This window comes from Catellatospora bangladeshensis (assembly GCF_016862575.1).
GTDB classification, from domain to species: domain Bacteria; phylum Actinomycetota; class Actinomycetes; order Mycobacteriales; family Micromonosporaceae; genus Catellatospora; species Catellatospora bangladeshensis.
On record NZ_BONF01000008.1, the window covers coordinates 206,281 to 224,050 of the forward strand.

Annotated in this window: 13 protein-coding genes and 2 pseudogenes; 8 read left to right on the forward strand and 7 right to left on the reverse strand. The window is 73.9% G+C overall.

What is annotated here, in order from left to right; all coding sequences use genetic code 11:
* The first annotated feature begins 14 nt into the window (after positions 1–14).
* On the forward strand, positions 15–1,856 hold the full coding sequence (locus tag Cba03nite_RS06050) for a vWA domain-containing protein (RefSeq protein WP_239125496.1): 1,842 nt from the start codon (positions 15–17) through the stop codon (positions 1,854–1,856).
* 128 nt (positions 1,857–1,984) lie between these two features.
* Here Cba03nite_RS06050 and rsrA read toward each other — a convergent pair whose 3' ends face one another.
* From rsrA to Cba03nite_RS06075, 5 genes and pseudogenes are all read right to left on the reverse strand, one after another.
* Positions 1,985–2,260 carry a mycothiol system anti-sigma-R factor gene (rsrA, locus tag Cba03nite_RS06055; RefSeq protein WP_203742869.1) on the reverse strand — a complete coding sequence of 92 codons (276 nt, stop codon included), beginning with the start codon at positions 2,258–2,260 and terminating at the stop codon, positions 1,985–1,987.
* The gene (locus tag Cba03nite_RS06060; protein ID WP_239125497.1) at positions 2,260–3,087 is read right to left on the reverse strand and encodes a sigma-70 family RNA polymerase sigma factor; all 828 of its coding nucleotides are present in this window, start codon (positions 3,085–3,087) and stop codon (positions 2,260–2,262) included. Before Cba03nite_RS06060 ends, rsrA begins: the two co-directional genes overlap by 1 nt.
* A 105-nt stretch (positions 3,088–3,192) precedes the next feature.
* The gene (locus Cba03nite_RS06065; protein WP_203742873.1) at positions 3,193–3,873 is read right to left on the reverse strand and encodes an alpha/beta hydrolase family protein; all 681 of its coding nucleotides are present in this window, start codon (positions 3,871–3,873) and stop codon (positions 3,193–3,195) included.
* 199 nt (positions 3,874–4,072) lie between these two features.
* Positions 4,073–4,420 (reverse strand): annotated as a pseudogene (locus Cba03nite_RS06070) (WhiB family transcriptional regulator); the annotation flags it as partial.
* 178 nt (positions 4,421–4,598) lie between these two features.
* Positions 4,599–5,285: an SOS response-associated peptidase gene (locus tag Cba03nite_RS06075; RefSeq protein WP_203742875.1), complete on the reverse strand. Its 687-nt coding sequence runs from the start codon at positions 5,283–5,285 to the stop codon at positions 4,599–4,601.
* Between the two features lie 107 nt (positions 5,286–5,392).
* Here Cba03nite_RS06075 and aroA point away from each other — a divergent pair, with 107 nt between their 5' ends.
* Together aroA and rsgA are read left to right on the forward strand one after the other, a co-directional pair.
* Positions 5,393–6,679 carry a 3-phosphoshikimate 1-carboxyvinyltransferase gene (aroA, locus tag Cba03nite_RS06080; RefSeq protein ID WP_239125498.1) on the forward strand — a complete coding sequence of 429 codons (1,287 nt, stop codon included), beginning with the start codon at positions 5,393–5,395 and terminating at the stop codon, positions 6,677–6,679.
* Positions 6,680–6,728: 49 nt separating this feature from the next.
* Positions 6,729–7,748, forward strand: a complete 1,020-nt coding sequence (rsgA, locus tag Cba03nite_RS06085) for a ribosome small subunit-dependent GTPase A (protein WP_203743293.1) — start codon at positions 6,729–6,731, stop codon at positions 7,746–7,748.
* Between the two features lie 13 nt (positions 7,749–7,761).
* On the opposite strand, the gene Cba03nite_RS06090 is transcribed toward rsgA, so the two are convergent.
* On the reverse strand, positions 7,762–8,040 hold the full coding sequence (locus Cba03nite_RS06090) for a DUF2087 domain-containing protein (protein WP_203742877.1): 279 nt from the start codon (positions 8,038–8,040) through the stop codon (positions 7,762–7,764).
* A 102-nt stretch (positions 8,041–8,142) separates the two neighbouring features.
* Between Cba03nite_RS06090 and hisN the strand changes: the two genes are divergently transcribed.
* The 3 genes and pseudogenes from hisN (at position 8,143) to Cba03nite_RS06105 (ending at position 11,772) form a co-directional block, all read left to right on the forward strand.
* Positions 8,143–8,946, forward strand: coding sequence for a histidinol-phosphatase (gene hisN / locus Cba03nite_RS06095; RefSeq protein WP_203742879.1), 804 nt, complete (start codon positions 8,143–8,145; stop codon positions 8,944–8,946).
* A 72-nt stretch (positions 8,947–9,018) separates the two neighbouring features.
* Positions 9,019–9,846, forward strand: a pseudogene (locus Cba03nite_RS06100) (hypothetical protein); the annotation flags it as partial.
* A gap of 516 nt (positions 9,847–10,362) precedes the next feature.
* Entirely contained in the window at positions 10,363–11,772 is a 1,410-nt protein-coding gene (locus Cba03nite_RS06105; RefSeq protein ID WP_203742883.1) for a DUF1254 domain-containing protein, read from the forward strand.
* Positions 11,773–11,878: 106 nt separating this feature from the next.
* Here the strand turns inward: Cba03nite_RS06105 and Cba03nite_RS06110 are convergent, their stop codons facing one another.
* Positions 11,879–13,837 carry a beta-galactosidase gene (locus Cba03nite_RS06110; RefSeq protein ID WP_239125499.1) on the reverse strand — a complete coding sequence of 653 codons (1,959 nt, stop codon included), beginning with the start codon at positions 13,835–13,837 and terminating at the stop codon, positions 11,879–11,881.
* Positions 13,838–13,949: 112 nt separating this feature from the next.
* On the opposite strand from Cba03nite_RS06110, the gene Cba03nite_RS06115 reads away from it, so the two are divergent.
* Both Cba03nite_RS06115 and xylB read left to right on the forward strand, forming a co-directional pair.
* Positions 13,950–16,310, forward strand: coding sequence for a TIM-barrel domain-containing protein (locus Cba03nite_RS06115; RefSeq protein ID WP_203742885.1), 2,361 nt, complete (start codon positions 13,950–13,952; stop codon positions 16,308–16,310).
* Between the two features lie 4 nt (positions 16,311–16,314).
* The gene (xylB, locus tag Cba03nite_RS06120) at positions 16,315–17,709 is read left to right on the forward strand and encodes a xylulokinase (RefSeq protein WP_203742887.1); all 1,395 of its coding nucleotides are present in this window, start codon (positions 16,315–16,317) and stop codon (positions 17,707–17,709) included.
* The last annotated feature ends 61 nt before the right edge of the window (positions 17,710–17,770 follow it).

A 17,770-nucleotide genomic window follows, 5' to 3' on the forward strand; every position in this document is an offset into this window, starting at 1 on the left:
GTGGGAGGGCGGCGGTGAGCCGGCGCGGCGGGGAGAAGCGTAAGGACCCGCGCAAGGAGGCGTTCGACGCGGCGGTGCAGGCGGTGTTCGGGGAGCGCATCTTCAGCGCGATGCGCGACTCGCCGCACGGCGACCGCTGGCTGTCCACCGACTGGGCCGAGCACCCGGAGCTGGGCCGCGCCCGCGGCTGGGCGCGGGTGCGCCGGGACGGCCGGATCACCGTCAACCGCAACGCGCCCGCCGAGCCGGCCGAGTGGATCTGGGTGCTCACCCACTGCGCGCTGCACCTCGGCTTCGGCCACCTGGAGCCCGGCCGGCGCGCCGACCACGCCGCGCAGGCGGCGGCGTGCCTGGTGGTGGCCCGCTTCCAGCAGCAGCTGCGGCTGGGCACGCCGCCGTTCCAGGTGCCCGCCGACCTGCCCGGCACCGACGAGGACCGGCTGGCCGACCTGTGGCGCGACACCGGCGTGCCGCCCGAGTACGCCGCGCTCGGCTGCGGCGGCGCGCTCGGCGACCTGGACGTCGCCGAGCCCGACGAGACGCGCCCGCCCCGGCACCTGCGCCAGGCGACCAGCGTGCCGACGCTGACCTGGCCGGAGCTGTTCGCGATCGGGCTGGCCGCCGCCGCGACCGCCGCGGTCGAGGACGCGGGCCAGGCCCGCCGCCCCGACGGCGAGATCGACCCGGACAGCCCGTGGGAGAAGGCGCGGCGCTGGTTCGTGTCGTCGTACCCGCTGCTCGGAGCGCTGGCCGCGGGCTTCCGCATCGTCGCCGACGCGGAGCTGGCCCGCGCCTGGCAGATCTCGATCGCGGCGGTGGACGCCGCGGCGGGCGAGATCTACGTGAACCCGCTGCGGCGGATGCCGGAGCCGCACTGCCGCTTCGTGCTGGCGCACGAGATGCTGCATGCCGCGCTGCGGCACGGGCAGCGGGTCGGCCCGCGCGACCCGTACCTGTGGAACATCGCCACCGACTACGTGATCAACGGCTGGCTGGTGCAGATGGGCGTCGGCGAGCTGCCCGAGGACGTGCTCTACGACCCGGCGCTCAAGGACCACTCCAGCGAGGAGGTGTACGACCTCATCACCGCGAACCTGCGCCGCTACCGCAAGCTGGCCACGCTGCGCGGGCGCGGCCTGGGCGACATGCTGGACCGGCCGGTGGGCGGCGCGGACGAGGCGCGGCGCGCGGGCGACGTCGACGACTTCTGCCGCCGCGCGCTGGCCGGCGGCCTGGCGTACCACGAGCAGCACGGCCGGGGTTACCTGCCGGCGGGCCTGGTCGCCGAGATCCGGGTGCTGGACAACCCGCCGCCGCCGTGGGACGTGCAGCTGGCCCGCTGGTTCGACCGCTACTTCACGCCGCTGGAGCCGACCCGGTCGTACGCGCGCGCCTCGCGCCGCCAGGCGGCCACCCCGGACATCCCGCGGCCCGGCCGGGTGCGGCCGGAGCTGGTCGAGAAGCAGCGCACGTTCGGCGTCGTGCTGGACACCTCGGGCTCGATGAACCACGAGCTGATGGGCCGGGCGCTGGGCGCGATCGCCGCGTACGCGCTGGCCCGCGACGTGCCCGCGGCCCGCGTGGTGTTCTGCGACGCGGCCGCGTACGACGCGGGTTACCTGCCGGTCGAGGAGATCGCCGGCCGGGTGAAGGTGCGCGGCCGCGGCGGCACCGAGCTGCAGCCCGGCATCCGCCTGCTGGAGCGGGCCGAGGACTTCCCCGCCGACGGCCCGATCCTGATCATCACGGACGGCGACTGCGACGTGCTGCGTGTCCGCCGCGAGCACGCATACCTGATGCCCGAGCGTGGCAGGCTGCCCTTCACCCCGCGCGGCGAGGTCTTCCGGCTCCGCTGAGCCGCGCGCGGCGGTGACAAACGAAGATCGCCGTCTCGTGTCACATCCTGCGGTGTGGCCGCAGATCATGACACGAGACGGCGATCTTCACGCGAAGCGAGCAGCCGACGCGATCAGCCCGAAGGCGATCAGCCCAGCTCCCGCGTGGCCTCGACCTCGACCACCAGCTCGGAGAGCTTCGCGCGGAGCCGGTCCTTGAGCTCGGCCGGGGCCTGCTCCTGGCCGCAGCAGCGGTTGACCAGGGCCTTGACCTCCTGCTCGATGCCGTACTCGCGCAGGCACGGCGAGCACTCGTCGAGATGCTGCTTGATCAGCGTCCGCCGGTCGTCGGAGCACTCGAGGTCCAGGTAGAGGTAGACCTCGGTGAGCACCTCGCGGCAGTCGTTGTCCTCGTGTTCGCTCATCACGCCTCCCGAGCGCTGGTCTGGCCCGAGAATCCGCGCTCCGCGGCATAGCCCTCCAGGAGCTTGCGCAGGTTGCGTCGGCCACGGTGCAGCCTGGACATCACGGTGCCGATGGGCGTGTTCATGATGTCCGCGATCTCCTTGTAGGAGAAGCCTTCCACGTCGGCGAGGTAGACCGCCAGCCGGAACTCCTCCGGCAGCGACTGGAGCGCGTCCTTGACGTCGCTGTCGGGCAGCCGGTCCAGCGCCTCGGTCTCGGCCGAGCGCAGACCGGTGGAGGTGTGCGACTCCGCCTCGGCCAGCTGCCAGTCGGTGATCTCGTCCGTCGGCGCCTGGATGGGCTGCCGTTGCCTCTTGCGGTACGAGTTGATGAAGGTGTTCGTGAGGATGCGGTAGAGCCACGCCTTCAGGTTCGTGCCGTCCTCGAACTGGTGGAACGCGGCGTACGCCTTCAGGAAGGTCTCCTGCAGCAGGTCCTCGGCGTCGGCCGGGTTGCGCGTCATCCGCAGTGCGGCCGCGTAGAGCTGGTCGAGGAAGGGCATCGCGTCCCGCTCGAAGCGGGAACGACGCTCTTCGACGCTGTCGGTGCTGGTCAAGCGCGAGACCACCCTCGAAGATCGGCCGGTCCGCGACTCCCTCTGCGCGGTTCGCGGCACTGAGGCTGACTCTACCGATGCCAGGTGCACCCGCGGGGCGGGCACCGCGGTAATGCCGGACACGGCTTCGCCGTCCAGCGCCGCGGGCCACTCGGGCGCCGCCAGCAGCCGCTCCACCGCCTGCACCGCAGGGTCCTCGCCCGACCGCGTCAGGTAACGCGTCCGCACCATGAGACCACCTCTCGCCGAGGGCCGAGGTCGATCGGCCCATCCGCGGGGAACAACGCCGTCCGGCGGCCGTCGCATTCCGTGGGACGCCCCGGACGGTGACCACCGTCACTCCGGGCGGGCCCAGCCTCGGGCGGCCAGCCAGGTAACGACCGCCCGGCCCGCATCCTCCCGGCCGCCGCGCAGGTCGTGCCGCTGGCCGGGCAGCACGACGACCTCCACCCCGGCGGTGGCCTCGGGCACGCCGAAGGGATCGCGGTCGCCGTTGACGACCAGCGTGGGCAGGCCGGTGAGCAGCTCACCGGCCCGGCTGCGGTCCGGCTTGCCCGGCGGGTGCAGCGGGAAGGCCAGCGCGACGATGCCTGACGCGCCGACGTCGCCGGCCGTACGGCAGGCCACCCGCGCGCCGCTGGAGCGCCCGCCGACGATCAGCGGCAGCCCCGCGAACTCGGCGGTGAGCACGGCAAGCACGTCGCGCCATGCCTCGTCGAGGTGACCCGCCGGAGCTGGCGCACGCCGCCCGGCCACCCGGTACGGCTGGGTGACCAGCGCGACCGCGACCCCGGCCGCGAGCGCGGCGTCGCGGGTGGCGACCAGATCGGGTGCGTCGACGTCACCGCCCGCGCCGTGCCCGAGCACGAGCAGCGCGGCCGGGGCGGGACGCCGTGCGCCCGCCCCGGACCGCCGCTGTGCTCGATCGTCGGCTGCCCCGGCGCCGTCGCCGGGAAGGGTGACTTCGATACGGGCCGGGCCACGCCCGGTCTCCACCGATCGGGGACCGCCTCGCATCAGGCGATCATCCGGCGTGGACGGGCTCCCTGGCCAGTAACGGCACGCCGTGCAGCACGGAGTCGCGCTCCGTGTCGCCCAGCGCGCGCAGGGCCAGCCCGGTGCGCTGCATCGGGATCCGCGGCACCTGGCGGGTCGCCCCGGCCGCCGGACGCTGCGGCGCGCGCAGCTCCCCGGCCGAGACCACCAGGTCCGCCTGTGGCCCGTAGGCCGCGTACGGCAGCTCCTCCTGTTGCTCCTCGGTGCGCCAGGCGACCAGCATGGCCCGCCTCTCGCGGGCGGTCGTGCCGCCCCATACGCCATGACAGTCGCCGACGCTCAGCGCCCAGGCCAGACAGGCCCCCGACACCGGACACCGCCCGCACAGCTGGACGGCCGCGTCGGCGGGCTCCAGCGGTGCCGGAAAGAACGTCTCCGGATCGACGGCCTGGCAGGCACCTCTGGTGCGCCAGGCGTTGTCGTGACGCTCCCGCACGGCCCGCACCAAGCGCGGGTCCCTGCGAGCAGCGGCGACTTCATGCGGGCGTGGAATCCGCGCCCGGGTCATCCACCCACCTCCCCCGTGGGTCGGTCCCCCCGGCCAGCGGGGGGATCCGGCTCAGACAGACGGTGACGCGCGGGCGAACCGCTTACCACCGACGCTGTGTCTTACCGCACCTTACGAGGTTCAGACAAGTGTTTACCCGCAAACTGGTGGCACAAATTGCCACGTTCCAGCGCAAAAATCAGAAGAGGCCGGGCTGGGCAGCCGGGTCGGCCAGGCGCGCGGTCAATTCAGGGCCATCGTTGTATACGTTACCGACCGCGGCGCCCACCGGACGGATCTCCAGAGTGGACAGGTACGCCTCGGCGGGCGGCGCGAGCAGCGCCGGGTCGGCGGGCGCGTGCAGCCACTCCGCCCAGCGCGCCGGCTCCAGCAGCAGCGGCATGCGGTCGTGCACCCGGGCCAGCTCGCCGAGCGCGGCCGTGGTGACGATGGTGCAGGTCAGACCGTGCTTCGAGGCGGCCCACAGGCCCGCGAAGGCCAGCCCGGCGCCCTCGGCCGGGTCGGTCATGTAGTACGCCTGGCGGCCCTTGTCGGTGCGCAGCCACTCGTACCAGCCGTCGGCCGGCACGATGCAGCGCTTGCCCGCGAACGACGGGCCGAAGGCGCGCGAGGTGGCCAGCGTCTCCGACCGCGCGTTGATCATCCTGAGGCCGGTGCGGGCGTCGGCGGCCCACGGCGGCACCAGGCCCCAGCGCGCCACGCTCAGCACCCGGCCCCCGCCGGACGCGGAGACCCGCACGATCGGGGCGGGGTCGGTGGGCGCCAGGTTGTAGTCGGGGGCCAGCGACTCGGCGGTCTCGTCCGCCGCGGCGAAGATCTGGGACAGATCAGCCGCCGTACGAGTCGTCGCGTACCGCCCACACATGGCGGTCACCATACGCCACCGCACGCTGACGGCTCGTCCCGGCGGTCCATCCGGGCGGCGGACCACCGGCGCTCCCCCACCGGGGTCCATCAGGCAGACTGTGAGGCGTGAGCAGACCACTCGTGCCGTGGACCGCGCCTACCGCCGTCGATGCCGTGGACGCCGTCGTCCGCCTGCCGGGTTCGAAGTCCATGACCGCGCGGGCGCTCGTGCTGTCCGCACTCGGACTGGGGCCGTCGACGCTGCTGGCCCCGCTGCGCGCCCGCGACACCGAGCTGATGGCAGCCGGGTTGCGCGCGCTCGGCTCGCACGTGTCCACCTCGGACGACGAGCGCTGGGAGGTGCGGCCCCGGCCGCTGGCCGGCCCCGCGCACATCGACGTCGGCCTGGCCGGCACCGTGATGCGCTTCCTCCCCCCGGTCGCCGCGCTGGCCAACGGCCCGGTCACCTTCGACGGCGACCCGCGCGCCCGGCAGCGCCCGCTCGGCCCGCTGCTCAAGGCGCTGCGTGAGCTGGGCGCGCAGATCGAGGCGTCGGCCATCGACGGCCTGCCGCTGACCGTGCACGGCAAGGGCGCGTTGCGCGGCGGCGAGGTCGCCGTCGACGCGTCGCTGTCCAGCCAGCTCATCTCCGGCCTGCTGCTGGCCGCGGCCGACTTCGACGAGGGCATCACCGTCCGCCACGTCGGCGACAACCCGGTGCCCAGCGCCCCGCACCTGCGGATGACCGTGCAGATGCTGCGCGCCGCCGGCGCGGCCGTGGACGACGGCCAGCGCGACGTGTGGCACGTGGCCCCCGGGCGGCTGTCCGGCCGGGCCTGGCAGATCGAGCCCGACCTGTCCGGCGCGGCGCCGTTCTTCGCGGCGGCGCTGGTCACCGGCGGCAGCGTCACCCTCACCGGCTGGCCGCGCAGCAGCGTGCAGCCGGTGGGCCGGGTACGCGAGCTGCTCGGCGCGCTGGGCGGCGGGGTGACCCTGTCCGAGCACGGGCTGACCGTGACCGGCACCGGCGCGGTCAAGGGCATCGACGCGGACCTGTCCGAGGTGGGCGAGCTGACCCCGGTCATCGCGGCGCTGGCCGCGCTCGCCGACGGCCCGTCCACGCTGCGCGGCGTCGGCCACATCCGCACCCACGAGACCGACCGGCTCGCCGCGCTGGCCCGGGAGCTGACCGCGCTCGGCGCGCGGGTCGAGGAGACCCCGGACGGCCTGTCCATCACGCCCGGCCCGCTGACCGGCACGGTCTTCGAGACGTACGACGACCACCGGATGGCGCACGCCGCGGCGGTCATCGGCCTGCGGGTGCCCGGCGTGCAGCTCAGCGACGTGGCGTGTACCGCCAAGACGCTGCCCGAGTTCCCGGCACTATGGAGCGCGGTGGTCGCCGGACGATGAGGGTGCAGCCGTGAAGCGCAAGCGGGAGTACGACGAGGACGACGTGAAGGTGCGGGCCACCAAGTCGTCCCGCTCGCGTCCGCGCACCCGCACCCGCCCGAAGCACGACGACGCGGTGACCGGCTTCGTGGTGGCCGTCGACCGCGGCCGCTACACCTGCGTGGTGACCGAGGGGCGCAAGACGTTCGAGGTCACCGCGATGCGCGCCCGCGAGCTGGGCCGCAAGTCGGTGGTCGTCGGTGACGACGTCGGCCTGGTCGGCGATGTCACCGGCGACCCGGGCAGCCTGGCCCGGATCGTGCGGATCGAGGAGCGCCGGTCGGTGCTGCGGCGCACCGCCGACGACGACGACACCACGGCCGAGGGGCGCATCGAGCGGGTGGTGGTGGCCAACGCCGACCAGCTGGTCATCGTGAGCGCGCTGGCCGACCCGCCCCCGCGCGCGGGCTTCATCGACCGCTGCCTGGTCGCCGCGTACGCTGCCGACATCGAGCCGCTGCTGTGCCTGACCAAGGCGGACCTGGCCGGGCCGGAGCAGCTGCTGAGCTACTACACCGAGCTGGACCTGGACTACGTGCTGACCCGCCCCGACGGCGACCTGGACGAGCTGCGCGAGAAGCTGTCCGGCCGGGTGTCGGTGCTGGTCGGGCACTCCGGGGTGGGCAAGTCGACGCTGGTCAACCGGCTGATCCCGGACGCGGGCCGGGCGGTGGGCGTGGTCAGCGCGATCGGCAAGGGCAGGCACACCTCGACCAGCGCGGTCGCGCTGCGCCTGCCGGACAGGCGCGAGTCCTGGATCATCGACACGCCGGGCGTACGCAGCTTCGGCCTGGCCCTGGTCTCCTCCGACGACCTGCTGCACGGCTTCCCCGACCTGGTCGAGGGCACGGTCGACTGCCCGCCGAACTGCGAGCACGGCGGCGGCGAGTGCGCGCTGGACGCCTGGGTGGCGCAGGGCAAGGCGGACCCGCGGCGGCTGGCGTCGTTCCGCCGGCTGCTCGCGTCCCGTTCCGGCGACGCCGAGCCCGGCCCGGCCGACGATCGCGGCTCGTCCGCTCCGCGCCCGTGACCGGGGCGGCCGGTCAGACCTCGACGTAGCCGCCGGTGCGCCAGTAGACGCCGTCGGCGCGGGCCATCAGGCCGGTGTCGATCAGGTAGCGCCGCAGCGACACCCAGTCCGGCTCGTAGAACGCCCGCAGCACCGCGTCGACCTCGCGCTCGGTCATCTTCACGCCGGGCTCGAACGCCGCCACGATGTGCTCCAGCAGCACCCGCCGCTTGCCCGCCTTCGCGGGGAGCGCCGAGATCCGCCCGTGCTCGTCGAGGAACGTCCGCAGCACCTTCTCCGCATCCGCGCCCATGGGGTGGAAGGTACCCCGTACGCGCTGATCCACGCGTTCTCATTTCGGGCGGGTCGGCCAACCCGGTACCGGGGACGTGCGGAGATCCGATAAGTTCTCGCCATGGCCCGCTACTCCGATGACCTTGGGCTTGCCCATGTGCTGGCGGACACCGCCGACAGCATCTCCATGTCCCGGTTCAAGGCGCTCGACCTGTACGTCGAGAGCAAGCCGGACCTGACCCCGGTCTCGGACGCGGACACGGCGGTGGAGAAGGCGCTGCGCTCGACGCTGGCCCGCACCCGATCGCGGGACGGGGTGCTGGGCGAGGAGTTCGGGGTGACCGGGGCCAGCGGCAGCCGGCAGTGGGTCATCGACCCGATCGACGGCACCAAGAACTTCATCCGCGGGGTGCCGATCTGGGGCACGCTGATCGCGCTGATGGAGGGCGACGAGCCGGTCGTCGGCATGGTGTCGGCGCCCGCGCTGGGCCGCCGCTGGTGGGCCGCGCGCGGGCTGGGCGCGTTCGCGGGCCGCCACCAGGCCGCCGCGCAGCCGATCCGGGTCTCCGGCGTGCGCCGCCTGGCCGACGCGAGCTTCTGCTACTCCTCCCTGGACGGCTGGGAGCAGACCGGCCGCCTGGCCTCGGTGCTCGACCTGATGCGCAAGACCTGGCGCAGCCGCGCGTACGGCGACTTCTACGGCTACATGCTGCTGGCCGAGGGCGCGCTGGACATCATGATCGAGCCCGAGCTGATGCTGTGGGACACCGCCGCGCTGGTGCCGATCGTGACCGAGGCGGGCGGCACCTTCACCGACCTCTCCGGCCGTCCGGGCGCCGCCGGAGGCTCCGCGGTGGCCACCAACGGTCTGCTGCACGACGACGTGCTGGAGCGGCTGAGCCCGGCCGGTCTTCGCGCTCTGTAGTCAGCATCATTCACTCGGTTAAGTCGGCTCCGGGTAGGGCGCTGCCGACCCCTAAGGGTCTAAGCTGCGTGGGTGGTGTCCTCTGGCTGGTGGTTCCTGGCGGCGATGATCGCCGCGTACGGCATCGCCAACCTGCTGCAGTCCGTCGCGGCGACACGCACAGCGACGACCGAGAACCTTGATCCGGGTCTGCTGCTGCGGCTGTTCGGCAACCGTACGTACCTGCTCGGTCTCGGCTGCCAGATCCTCGGCTTCATCCTCGCCCTGGGCGCGCGGCGCGACCTGCCGCTGTTCCTGGTGCAGTCGGCGGTGACCGCGGGCCTGTGCGTCACCGCGTTCGCCGGGGTGCTGGTGCTCAAGTGGAAGCTGCCACCCGCGGAGATCCTGCTGCTCACGGCGGTGGTGGCGGGCATCGGCATGCTGGCCGCGTCGGCCAAGCCGGGCCACGCCGAGCCGCTGGACGCCAAGGGCATCATCTCGCTGGTCGTGGCGCTGGCCGTGATCGCGGGGGTGAGCACCTTCGCGGGCAAGGTGAAGGGCGTGCTCGGCTCGGTGGTGCTGGGCTCGCTCGCGGGCCTCTGCTTCGCCTCCGCCGCGATCGCCGCCCGGCCGCTCGCCTCGGCGCAGAGCATCGTCGAATTCGGCCTGAATCCGCTGCTCTATCTAGTCATCGCACATTCACTCACGGGCCAGCTGCTGCTGGGTCTCGCCATGCAGCGCGGCTCCACCAACGCCGCGGTCGCCGCGATGGACGCCGCCGGTGCGGCGCCCGCCGCCGCGATCGGCATGCTGCTGCTCGGCGACCAGATCCGGCCCGGCATGGCCTGGGTCGCCGCGCTGGGCTTCGTGGTCACCCTGGGCGCTGTCATCGCGCTCACCAGGTACGCCGAGCCGCAGCACGACCTGGTGGCCGAGCCGGTGCCGCTGCCGGTGCGGTTCACCTCCGTCTCGGTGCCCGGCCTGCCCGACCACCCGGCCCGCGGCGTGTTCCAGGTGCCCGGCGCGTCCCAGCCCGGCCCGCGCACCGGCGCGATCCCCACCACCGCCATCCCGGTGCCCGCCGCGGCCGCCGAGCCGGAGCCCGCGACCGGCGGATACTTGCCGGTCATGGTCCCGATCGCCACCACCCAGCCGCCCGCGGCCACCGGCCCCGCCGCATCGAACGGGCACCCCGCCGCCAACGGGCACCCGATCGCCAACGGCCACCCCGTGGCCAACGGGCACCACGGCTACCTGCCGGCGACCGCCTCGGGCCAGGTGCCGCTGCCGCCCGGCCAGGCGTCCGCCAACGGGCACGTGCCCGCGCCGGCCCGCCGCCCGCTGCGCGCGGTCGCCGAATAACGCGATCGCCGGACGGGCCTCTCCTTCTGCGCATACCGTGCGATAAGGCGCGGACGTGGGGACAGGAGGCCGGAGTTGTCCATCCCGAAGGAGATCCTGGCGTCGCTCGGCGTGCCGGATCAGCTGAACACGCCGCTCGGCCGGTTCGCGTTCGCCGACGGCCTGCCCGCGCCCGACAGCGTCGCCGGACTGTACGACGCGCTCGACCTGATGCGCGCGGTCGAGGCGTTCCTGGTGGCCATGCCCGCCGCGTCGCTGGCCGCGATGCGGGCCGGGCTGCGCAACATCGGCGTCACCTCGGCCCGCCAGATCGCGATCACCGGCCCGCGCCCCGAGTCGGCCAGCCTGTATCTGACACCCGACACCGACACCGCGTTCGCCCACACGTTCCTCGACCTGAACCGGGACGGCCCGACCGTGGTCGAGGCCCCGCCGAACTCGCGCTGCGTGGTGGACGACTTCTGGTTCCGGCACGTCACCGACCTGGGCCTGGCCGGTCCCGACGAGGGCCGGGGCGGCAAGTACCTGTTCCTGCCGCCCGATCACGAGGGCGAGTTCCCGGACGGCTACTACGTGTTCCGCTGCCCGACGTACACCAACTGGGCGGTGTTCCGCGCCCTCGACGGCGCCGACACCATCCGGCAGGTCCGCGTCCACCCCCTCGACCAGGCCGCCTACCCGCCGCCCAACGAGTTCGTCGACGTCGCCGGGCGGCCGCACGACACCGTGTTCGCCAGCGACGCGACCTTCTACGAGCAGGTCGACACCGTGGTGCAGGAGGAGCCGCTCGACTCGCTCGATCCCGAGCGGCGCGGCGTGCTGGCCGCCGTCGGCATCGTCAAGGACGACCTGTTCGCCCCCGACGACCGGATGCGGGCGATCCTCGGCCGGGCGGCGCCGCTGGCCGCGGGCATGGCGCGGGCGCTGGCGTTCCGGCCGCGCGCCGCCGAGGCGTACTACCTTCCCGGTTCCTCCTGGAAGCGGCTGTTCTACGGCGGCAGCCACGAGTTCCTGCACGCCGGTGCCCGGCTGCTCGACGCCCGCGCGGCCTTCCACTACCTGGCCACCGTGATCACGCCGGCCATGGCCGATCCGCCGGCCGGGACCGGTTCGGTGTACGCGTACACCGCCGAGGACGGCACCGGCGAGTGGCTCGACGGCGGGCGCTCCTACGTGCTGCGGCTGCCCCGGCGGGTGCCCGCGAAGGCGTTCTGGTCGGTCACCGCGTACGACACGCAGACCCGCTCGCTGCTGGTCACCGACCAGCCGCAGCCGAGCGTGAGCAGCCTGTCCGGCACCGTCGCCGCGAACGAGGACGGCAGCACCGACGTCTGCTTCGGCCCGGAGCCGTCGCCCGGAGGCGGGTCGAACTGGATCCAGACCGTGCCCGGCGGGCACTGGTTCGCCATGCTCCGCCTCCACGACCCGACGCAGCCCTGGTACGACCAGACCTGGCGCCCCGGCGAGATCGAGCCCCGCGGCTGACCTACCCCGCCGGGCCGCACACCCGGCCGTTCCCGTCCAGCCGTGCGCCACGCCCACCAGATCTTGTGCGGTTCGTGCTGCCGGGACGACACGAACTGCACAAGTTTCAGTCCGGCGACGGTGCGCCGGGCGAGGCGGCGAGCGCGGCCTCCCCCGGTGCGACGTCACGGCCTCCGATCACATGGACCAGGTCGGTGTGGTTGAACAGCCACAGCCCCTGCGGTGTGGCCACCGCCTCCACACCCTCCGGCAGGTCCGGCACCAGGGGCTCGGCTCCGGCCGCCGCGCACACCGCGGCGAGCAGCCGTGCCGTCGCGGCGTCGTCCAGGCCGCACGAGACGTAGTACGCGACCCCCGCGCCGTGCTCGCGCCTGGTCACGGCCGGTCTGCCGTCCGGATACGCGGCGAGCACCGCGGCGTCCGGCGCGGTGAGGTGTTCCGTCCACGCCGCCGCGACGTCGCCCGAGTCCAGGACCAGTGACTCCCCCGCGGACAGCGGGTCGAACTCCTCCACCCGCACGCCGAGCAGGTCACGCAGCGCGCCCGGGTGGCCGCCGGTGCGGACCCGTGCGTGCTCGTCCACGATCCCCGACAGGTACGTCACCACCAGGTGCCCGCCGTCGCGTACGTATTCGGCGAGCCGCCGCGCCGAGGTGTCCGTGAGCAGGTACGCAGCCGGGACGACGAGCACCCGGTAACCGCCCAGCCGCGCGGCGGGCGGCACCACGTCGACGGCGTGGCCCCGCCGCCACAGCGCCCGGTGCCACCCTTCGACGATGCCCTGATAGTCCACCGGCGCGGGCAGGTGCGATGCCCCGATCGCCCACCCGCACACCTCGTCGAACCACACCGCGACCTGCGAGGGGTTAAGAGGGGCACCTTCCTCTACCGATGGCGTTAAGAAGGTGCCCTTCCTTTCGAGGTCGGCGAGGCGGGTGCCGAGGGCGGTGGCTTCGCGGAAGAGGCGGGTGCCGGGGCCGGGGTGGTCGACCAGGGCGGAGTGCCACTGTTCGGCGCCGCCGCGGCCGGCACGCCACTGGAAGTACATGGCGCCGCGGGAGCCGCGGGCGATGTGGGCCAGCGCGATGCGGGCGAGCATGCCGGGTGGTTTGCGGCGCTGTACGCCGTTTTCGGTGACGTGCGCCGGGGCGTGCTCCATGAGCAGCCACTCCCCGCCGTGGCCGGCCGCGGCGGACCAGCCGCGCGCGGCGTCGGCGGCGAACGCGCTCTGCGCCGGGGCGCCGTCCAGCGAGGACGGGTAGTGGTCGATGGCGACCATGTCCACCTGCCCCGACCAGCGGGCGTGGTCGACCGGCACCCACCCGCCGAGCACGAAGTTCGTGGTGACCTGCGCCTCCGGCGCGACCGCCTTGATCACGTCCCGCTGCTCGGCGTACGCGGCCAGCAGGCTGTCGGACAGGAAGCGCCGGTAGTCCAGCTCGTGCGCGGGGTTGGTCAGGTACTGCGTGGCGCGGGGCGGCAGCACCTGCGCCCAGTCGCCGTAGCGCTGGCTCCAGAAGTCGGTGCACCACGCCTCGTTGAGCGCGGCGAGATCACCGTGGCGGGCGCGCAGCCAGCCCCGGAACGCCGCCGCACAGTGATCGCAGAAACACCAGGTGCCGTACTCGTTGTGCACGTGCCAGAGCACCACGGCCGGGTGGTGGGCGTAGCGGGAGGCCAGCGCGGCGGCGACGCCGCGGCTCGCGGCCCGGTACGCGGGCGCGTTCACGCAGTACGTGTCGCGTGAGCCGTGCACCAGGCGTACGCCGTCGCGCCGCTGGGCCAGCGCGTCCGGGTGGGCGAGGGTGAACCAGGGCGGCGGCGAGGCGGTCGGGGTGGCGAGCACCGCCCCGATCCCGGCCGCGTGCAGCCCGTCGAGGACGCGGTCGAGCCAGCTGAAGTCGTACGCCCCGGGCGCGGGCTCCAGCCGCGACCAGCTGAACACGCCGACGGTGGCGGCGGTGACCCCGGCCTGGCGCATCAGGTCGAGGTCGGCGGCGCGGACGGATTCGGGCCACTGCTCCGGATTCCAGTCGGCACCGTAGAAGTACGGGTGGTTCGGCACGGCGGCCAAATTAGAGGCCCCTCTCGCGAGCGTCAACCGTTGACGTTTGTTTGGCTACACGGAAAACTAAAACAGGTTATATCTGCAGTAGACGCCGTACAGGGAGCCGATGATGCCGTTCCGCCCGCCGCTGGTGGCTCACGAGTATTTCTCCGCCGACCCACCCGAGCTGCCGCGCCGCGCCTACGGCGAACCCGGCCCGGAGTGCGTGGTCCGGGCCGAGCTGACCGGCAAGGACTCGGCCGGCGCGACGTTCCAGGCCCGCACCGACGCGGGCAACACGCTGCACATCCAGGTCGGCGCCGCGGGCGACGGCGTGCTGCGGGTGCGCCTGTCCGAGGACCCGTCCGCGCGCAGCCGCTCGGCCCGCCTGCTGCCGCTCACCCAGCCCGACCCGGGTGCCGTGGCCACCGTATCCGCGGGCGAGAACACGGTCACCATCACCAGCGGCCCGCTCACCGCCGAGATCACGCTGAGCCCGTGGCGGCTGTCGTTCCACGACGCGGACGGCAGGCTGCTGCTGCGCAGCGACCCGGGCCTGACCGACATCTCCGGCCGGATGCGCAACCTGCCGCTGGGCTGCTCGCGGGTGGACGGCCGCATCGTGGCGTTCCATGAAAGTTTCAGCCTGCCCGCCGACGAGGTCCTGTCGGGCACGGGAGAGCGCTTCACCGCGCTGAACCTGCGCGGCCAGCGCCCGGTGATGTGGAACTTCGACGCGTTCGGCAGCGAGTCCGACCGGGCGTACAAGAACATCCCGTTCTACCAGTCCAGCCGCGGCTACGGCCTCGTGGTCGACTCGGGCATGCCGGTCGAGTTCGACTTCGGCGCGTCCACCGGCAGCGTCACCCAGCTGCTCGTCCCCGACGACCTGGTCGAGTACTACGTGCTGGCCGGCCCCGGCCCCGCCGACGTGATCGACCGCTACCACGCCCTCACCGGGCGGCCCGTCTGCCCGCCGAAGTGGGCGTTCGGCTCCTGGATCTCGTCCGGCTTCTTCCGCGACAGCCAGCGGGCGGTGCTGGAGCGGGCGGCGACCATCCGCGCCCACGGCATCCCCTGCGACGTGCTGCACCTGGACTGCTACTGGCAGGCCGAGGGCACCTGGTCCGGGATGAGCTGGGACGCCAAGGCCTTCCCCGACCCGGACGCGATGCTGGCCGAGCTGCGCGAGCAGGGCTTCCGGGTGTGCCTGTGGATGAACCCCTACCTGTCGGCGAAGTCGGCGCGCTTCGCCGAGGCCGCCGAGCTGGGCTACCTGCTGCGCCGTGCGGACGGCGGCGTGTACGTCGCCGACTCCTGGCACGGCTCGTTCCCGGCGGGCGGCATCGTCGACTTCACCAACCCCGAGGCGACCGCCTGGTTCCAGGGGCTGCTGCGGCCGCTACTGGAGCAGGGCGTGGCGGTGTTCAAGACCGACTTCGCCGAGGGGGTGCCCGCCGACGCCGTCGCGCACAACGGCATGACCGGCACCGAGCTGCACAACGTCTACACGCTGCTGTTCAACGACGCGGTCGTCGCGGTCACCCGCGAGGTGCACGGGCGCGACCTGGTCTGGGCGCGCTCCTCCTACCTCGGCGGGCAGCGCCACGCGGCCCAGTGGGGCGGCGACACCATGTGCACGTACGAGGCGCTGGCCTCCTCGATGAACGGCGGGCTCGCGCACGGGCTGTCGGGCGTGCCGTACTGGTCGCACGACACCGGCGGCTTCTGCGGCGTCCCCAGCGACGACCTGTTCCTGCGCTGGGCCCAGTTCGGGGCGCTGTCGCCGCTGCTGCGCTTCCACGGCACCACCACCCGCGAGCCGTGGCGCTTCCCCGAGGTCGAGCCGGCCGTCATCGAGACGCTGCGGCTGCGCTACCGGATCATGCCGTACCTGTACTCGCTCGCGCTGCGCGCCGCCGAGACCGGCGAGCCGATGATGCGGGCGCTGGCCGTCGACTCCCCCGCCGACCCGGGCTCCTGGCGCGCCGAGCACGTCTACCGCCTCGGGACGGATCTGCTGGTCGCCCCCATGATCAGCGAGACCCAGCAGCGCGACGTGTACCTGCCGCCGGGCGAGTGGGTCGACTGGTGGACCGGCGACGCGGTGACCGGCGGCCGCACGCTGCGGGTGTCCCCGCCGCTGGAGCAGCTCCCGCTGTGGGTGCGCCGCGACGCTCTGCTGCCCGTGACCGCGCCCGCCGACCGCCTGGCCGACGGGCCGTGGGAGCGGCTCACCCTGCTCAGCTTCGGCGGCGGCGACGGGCACTGCGAGATCCGCGACGACGGTTACGCAAGCACTGTCGCGGCACGCCGGGACGGGGATACGCTCTCGGTGACCATCGCCGGGCCTGCCCGGGTCACGGCGATCGCTTTCCCCACCGTCGCCGGCGGCACCCCTCCGGCCACCGTGCTGGTCAACGGCGACGAGGCCACGCTCAGCATGGTGGACGGCCTGCTCACGGCGACCTGGCAGGCACCGGGAGACTGAACCCATGGCACTCGTCGCCGGCATCGACTCCTCCACCCAGTCGTGCAAGGTGGTGGTACGCGACGCCGGCACCGGCGCGCTCGTCCGCCAGGGCCGCGCCGCCCACCCCGACGGCACGTCCTGCCCGCCCGAGGCCTGGTGGCAGGCCCTCCAGACGGCGATCGCCGAGGCGGGCGGGCTGGACGACGTCGCGGCGGTCTCGGTCGGCGCGCAGCAGCACGGCATGGTCTGCCTGGACGCGAACGGCGCGGTCGTGCGCGACGCCCTGCTGTGGAACGACACCCGCTCGGCCCCGGACGCCGCCGACCTGGTCGCGGAGCTGGGGCCGGGCGAGGCGGGCCCGCGCGCCTGGGCCGAGGGCATCGGCAGCGTGCCGGTCGCCTCGTTCACCGTGACGAAGCTGCGCTGGCTGGCCCGTAACGAGCCGGCCAACGCGGCCCGCACTGAGGCCGTGTGCCTGCCGCACGACTGGCTGACCTGGCGCCTGGGCGGCAGCGGCGACCTCGCCGCGCTGGCCACCGACCGCAGCGACGCCTCCGGCACCGGCTACTGGTCCCCCGCCACCGGTGAATACCGCCGCGACCTGCTCAAGCTCGCCTTCGGCAAGGACGTGCTGCTGCCCGTCGTGCTCGGCCCCGCCGACTCGGCCGGCCGCACCGCCTCGGGCGCGCTGCTCGGCCCCGGCGCCGGGGACAACGCCGCCGCCGCGCTCGGCGTCGGCGCCCGCCCCGGCGACGTGGTCGTCTCCATCGGCACCTCCGGCACCGTGTTCAGCGTGGCCACCGTGCCCGCCGCCGACCCCACCGGCACGGTCGCCGGGTTCGCCGACGCCAGCGGCCACTTCCTGCCGCTGGTCTGCACCCTCAACGCGGCCCGCGTGCTGGACGCCGCCGCCACCATGCTCGGCGTCGACCACGCCCGCCTCGCCGAGCTGGCCCTGTCCGCCCCCGCCGGAGCGGGCGGCCTGGTCCTCGTCCCCTACCTGGAGGGCGAGCGCACCCCGAACAAGCCCGACGCCACCGGCTCCCTGCACGGCCTGACCCTGGGCACGTCCACCCCCGCCCACCTGGCCCGCGCCGCGGTCGAGGGCATGCTCTGCGCCCTGGCCGACGGCCTCGACGCCCTGCGCGGCCAGGGCGCCACCGTCAACCGCGTGGTGCTGGTCGGCGGCGGCGCCCGCTCCGAGGCGGTCCGCCGCATCGCCCCCTCGGTCTTCGGCTGCCCCGTCCTGGTCCCGCCGCCCGGCGAGTACGTCGCCGACGGCGCCGCCCGCCAGGCCGCCTGGCTCACCACCGGCCAGGCCCCCGACTGGACCCTCACCGGCGCCGAACTCTTCGAGTCCGACCCCGCCCCCACGGTCCGCGCCCGCTACGCCGAAGCCCGCGACCTCACCCTCTGAAAGAAGGGCACCTTCTTATCGTTTTCCGATGTAGAAGGTGCCCTTCCTAACGCCGTCTCGG

What these genes read in the sequence shown, in the direction of transcription:
- Cba03nite_RS06090 (WP_203742877.1), bottom strand. Translation starts at nt 8,040, where the DNA reads ATGGGCGCGGATGCGGAGAAGGTGCTGCGGACGTTCCTCGACGAGCAC.
- Cba03nite_RS06065 (WP_203742873.1), bottom strand. Translation starts at nt 3,873, where the DNA reads ATGCGAGGCGGTCCCCGATCGGTGGAGACCGGGCGTGGCCCGGCCCGT.
- rsrA (WP_203742869.1), bottom strand. Translation starts at nt 2,260, where the DNA reads ATGAGCGAACACGAGGACAACGACTGCCGCGAGGTGCTCACCGAGGTC.
- xylB (WP_203742887.1), top strand. Translation starts at nt 16,315, where the DNA reads ATGGCACTCGTCGCCGGCATCGACTCCTCCACCCAGTCGTGCAAGGTG.
- hisN (WP_203742879.1), top strand. Translation starts at nt 8,143, where the DNA reads ATGGCCCGCTACTCCGATGACCTTGGGCTTGCCCATGTGCTGGCGGAC.
- Cba03nite_RS06075 (WP_203742875.1), bottom strand. Translation starts at nt 5,285, where the DNA reads ATGTGTGGGCGGTACGCGACGACTCGTACGGCGGCTGATCTGTCCCAG.
- Cba03nite_RS06060 (WP_239125497.1), bottom strand. Translation starts at nt 3,087, where the DNA reads ATGGTGCGGACGCGTTACCTGACGCGGTCGGGCGAGGACCCTGCGGTG.
- Cba03nite_RS06115 (WP_203742885.1), top strand. Translation starts at nt 13,950, where the DNA reads ATGCCGTTCCGCCCGCCGCTGGTGGCTCACGAGTATTTCTCCGCCGAC.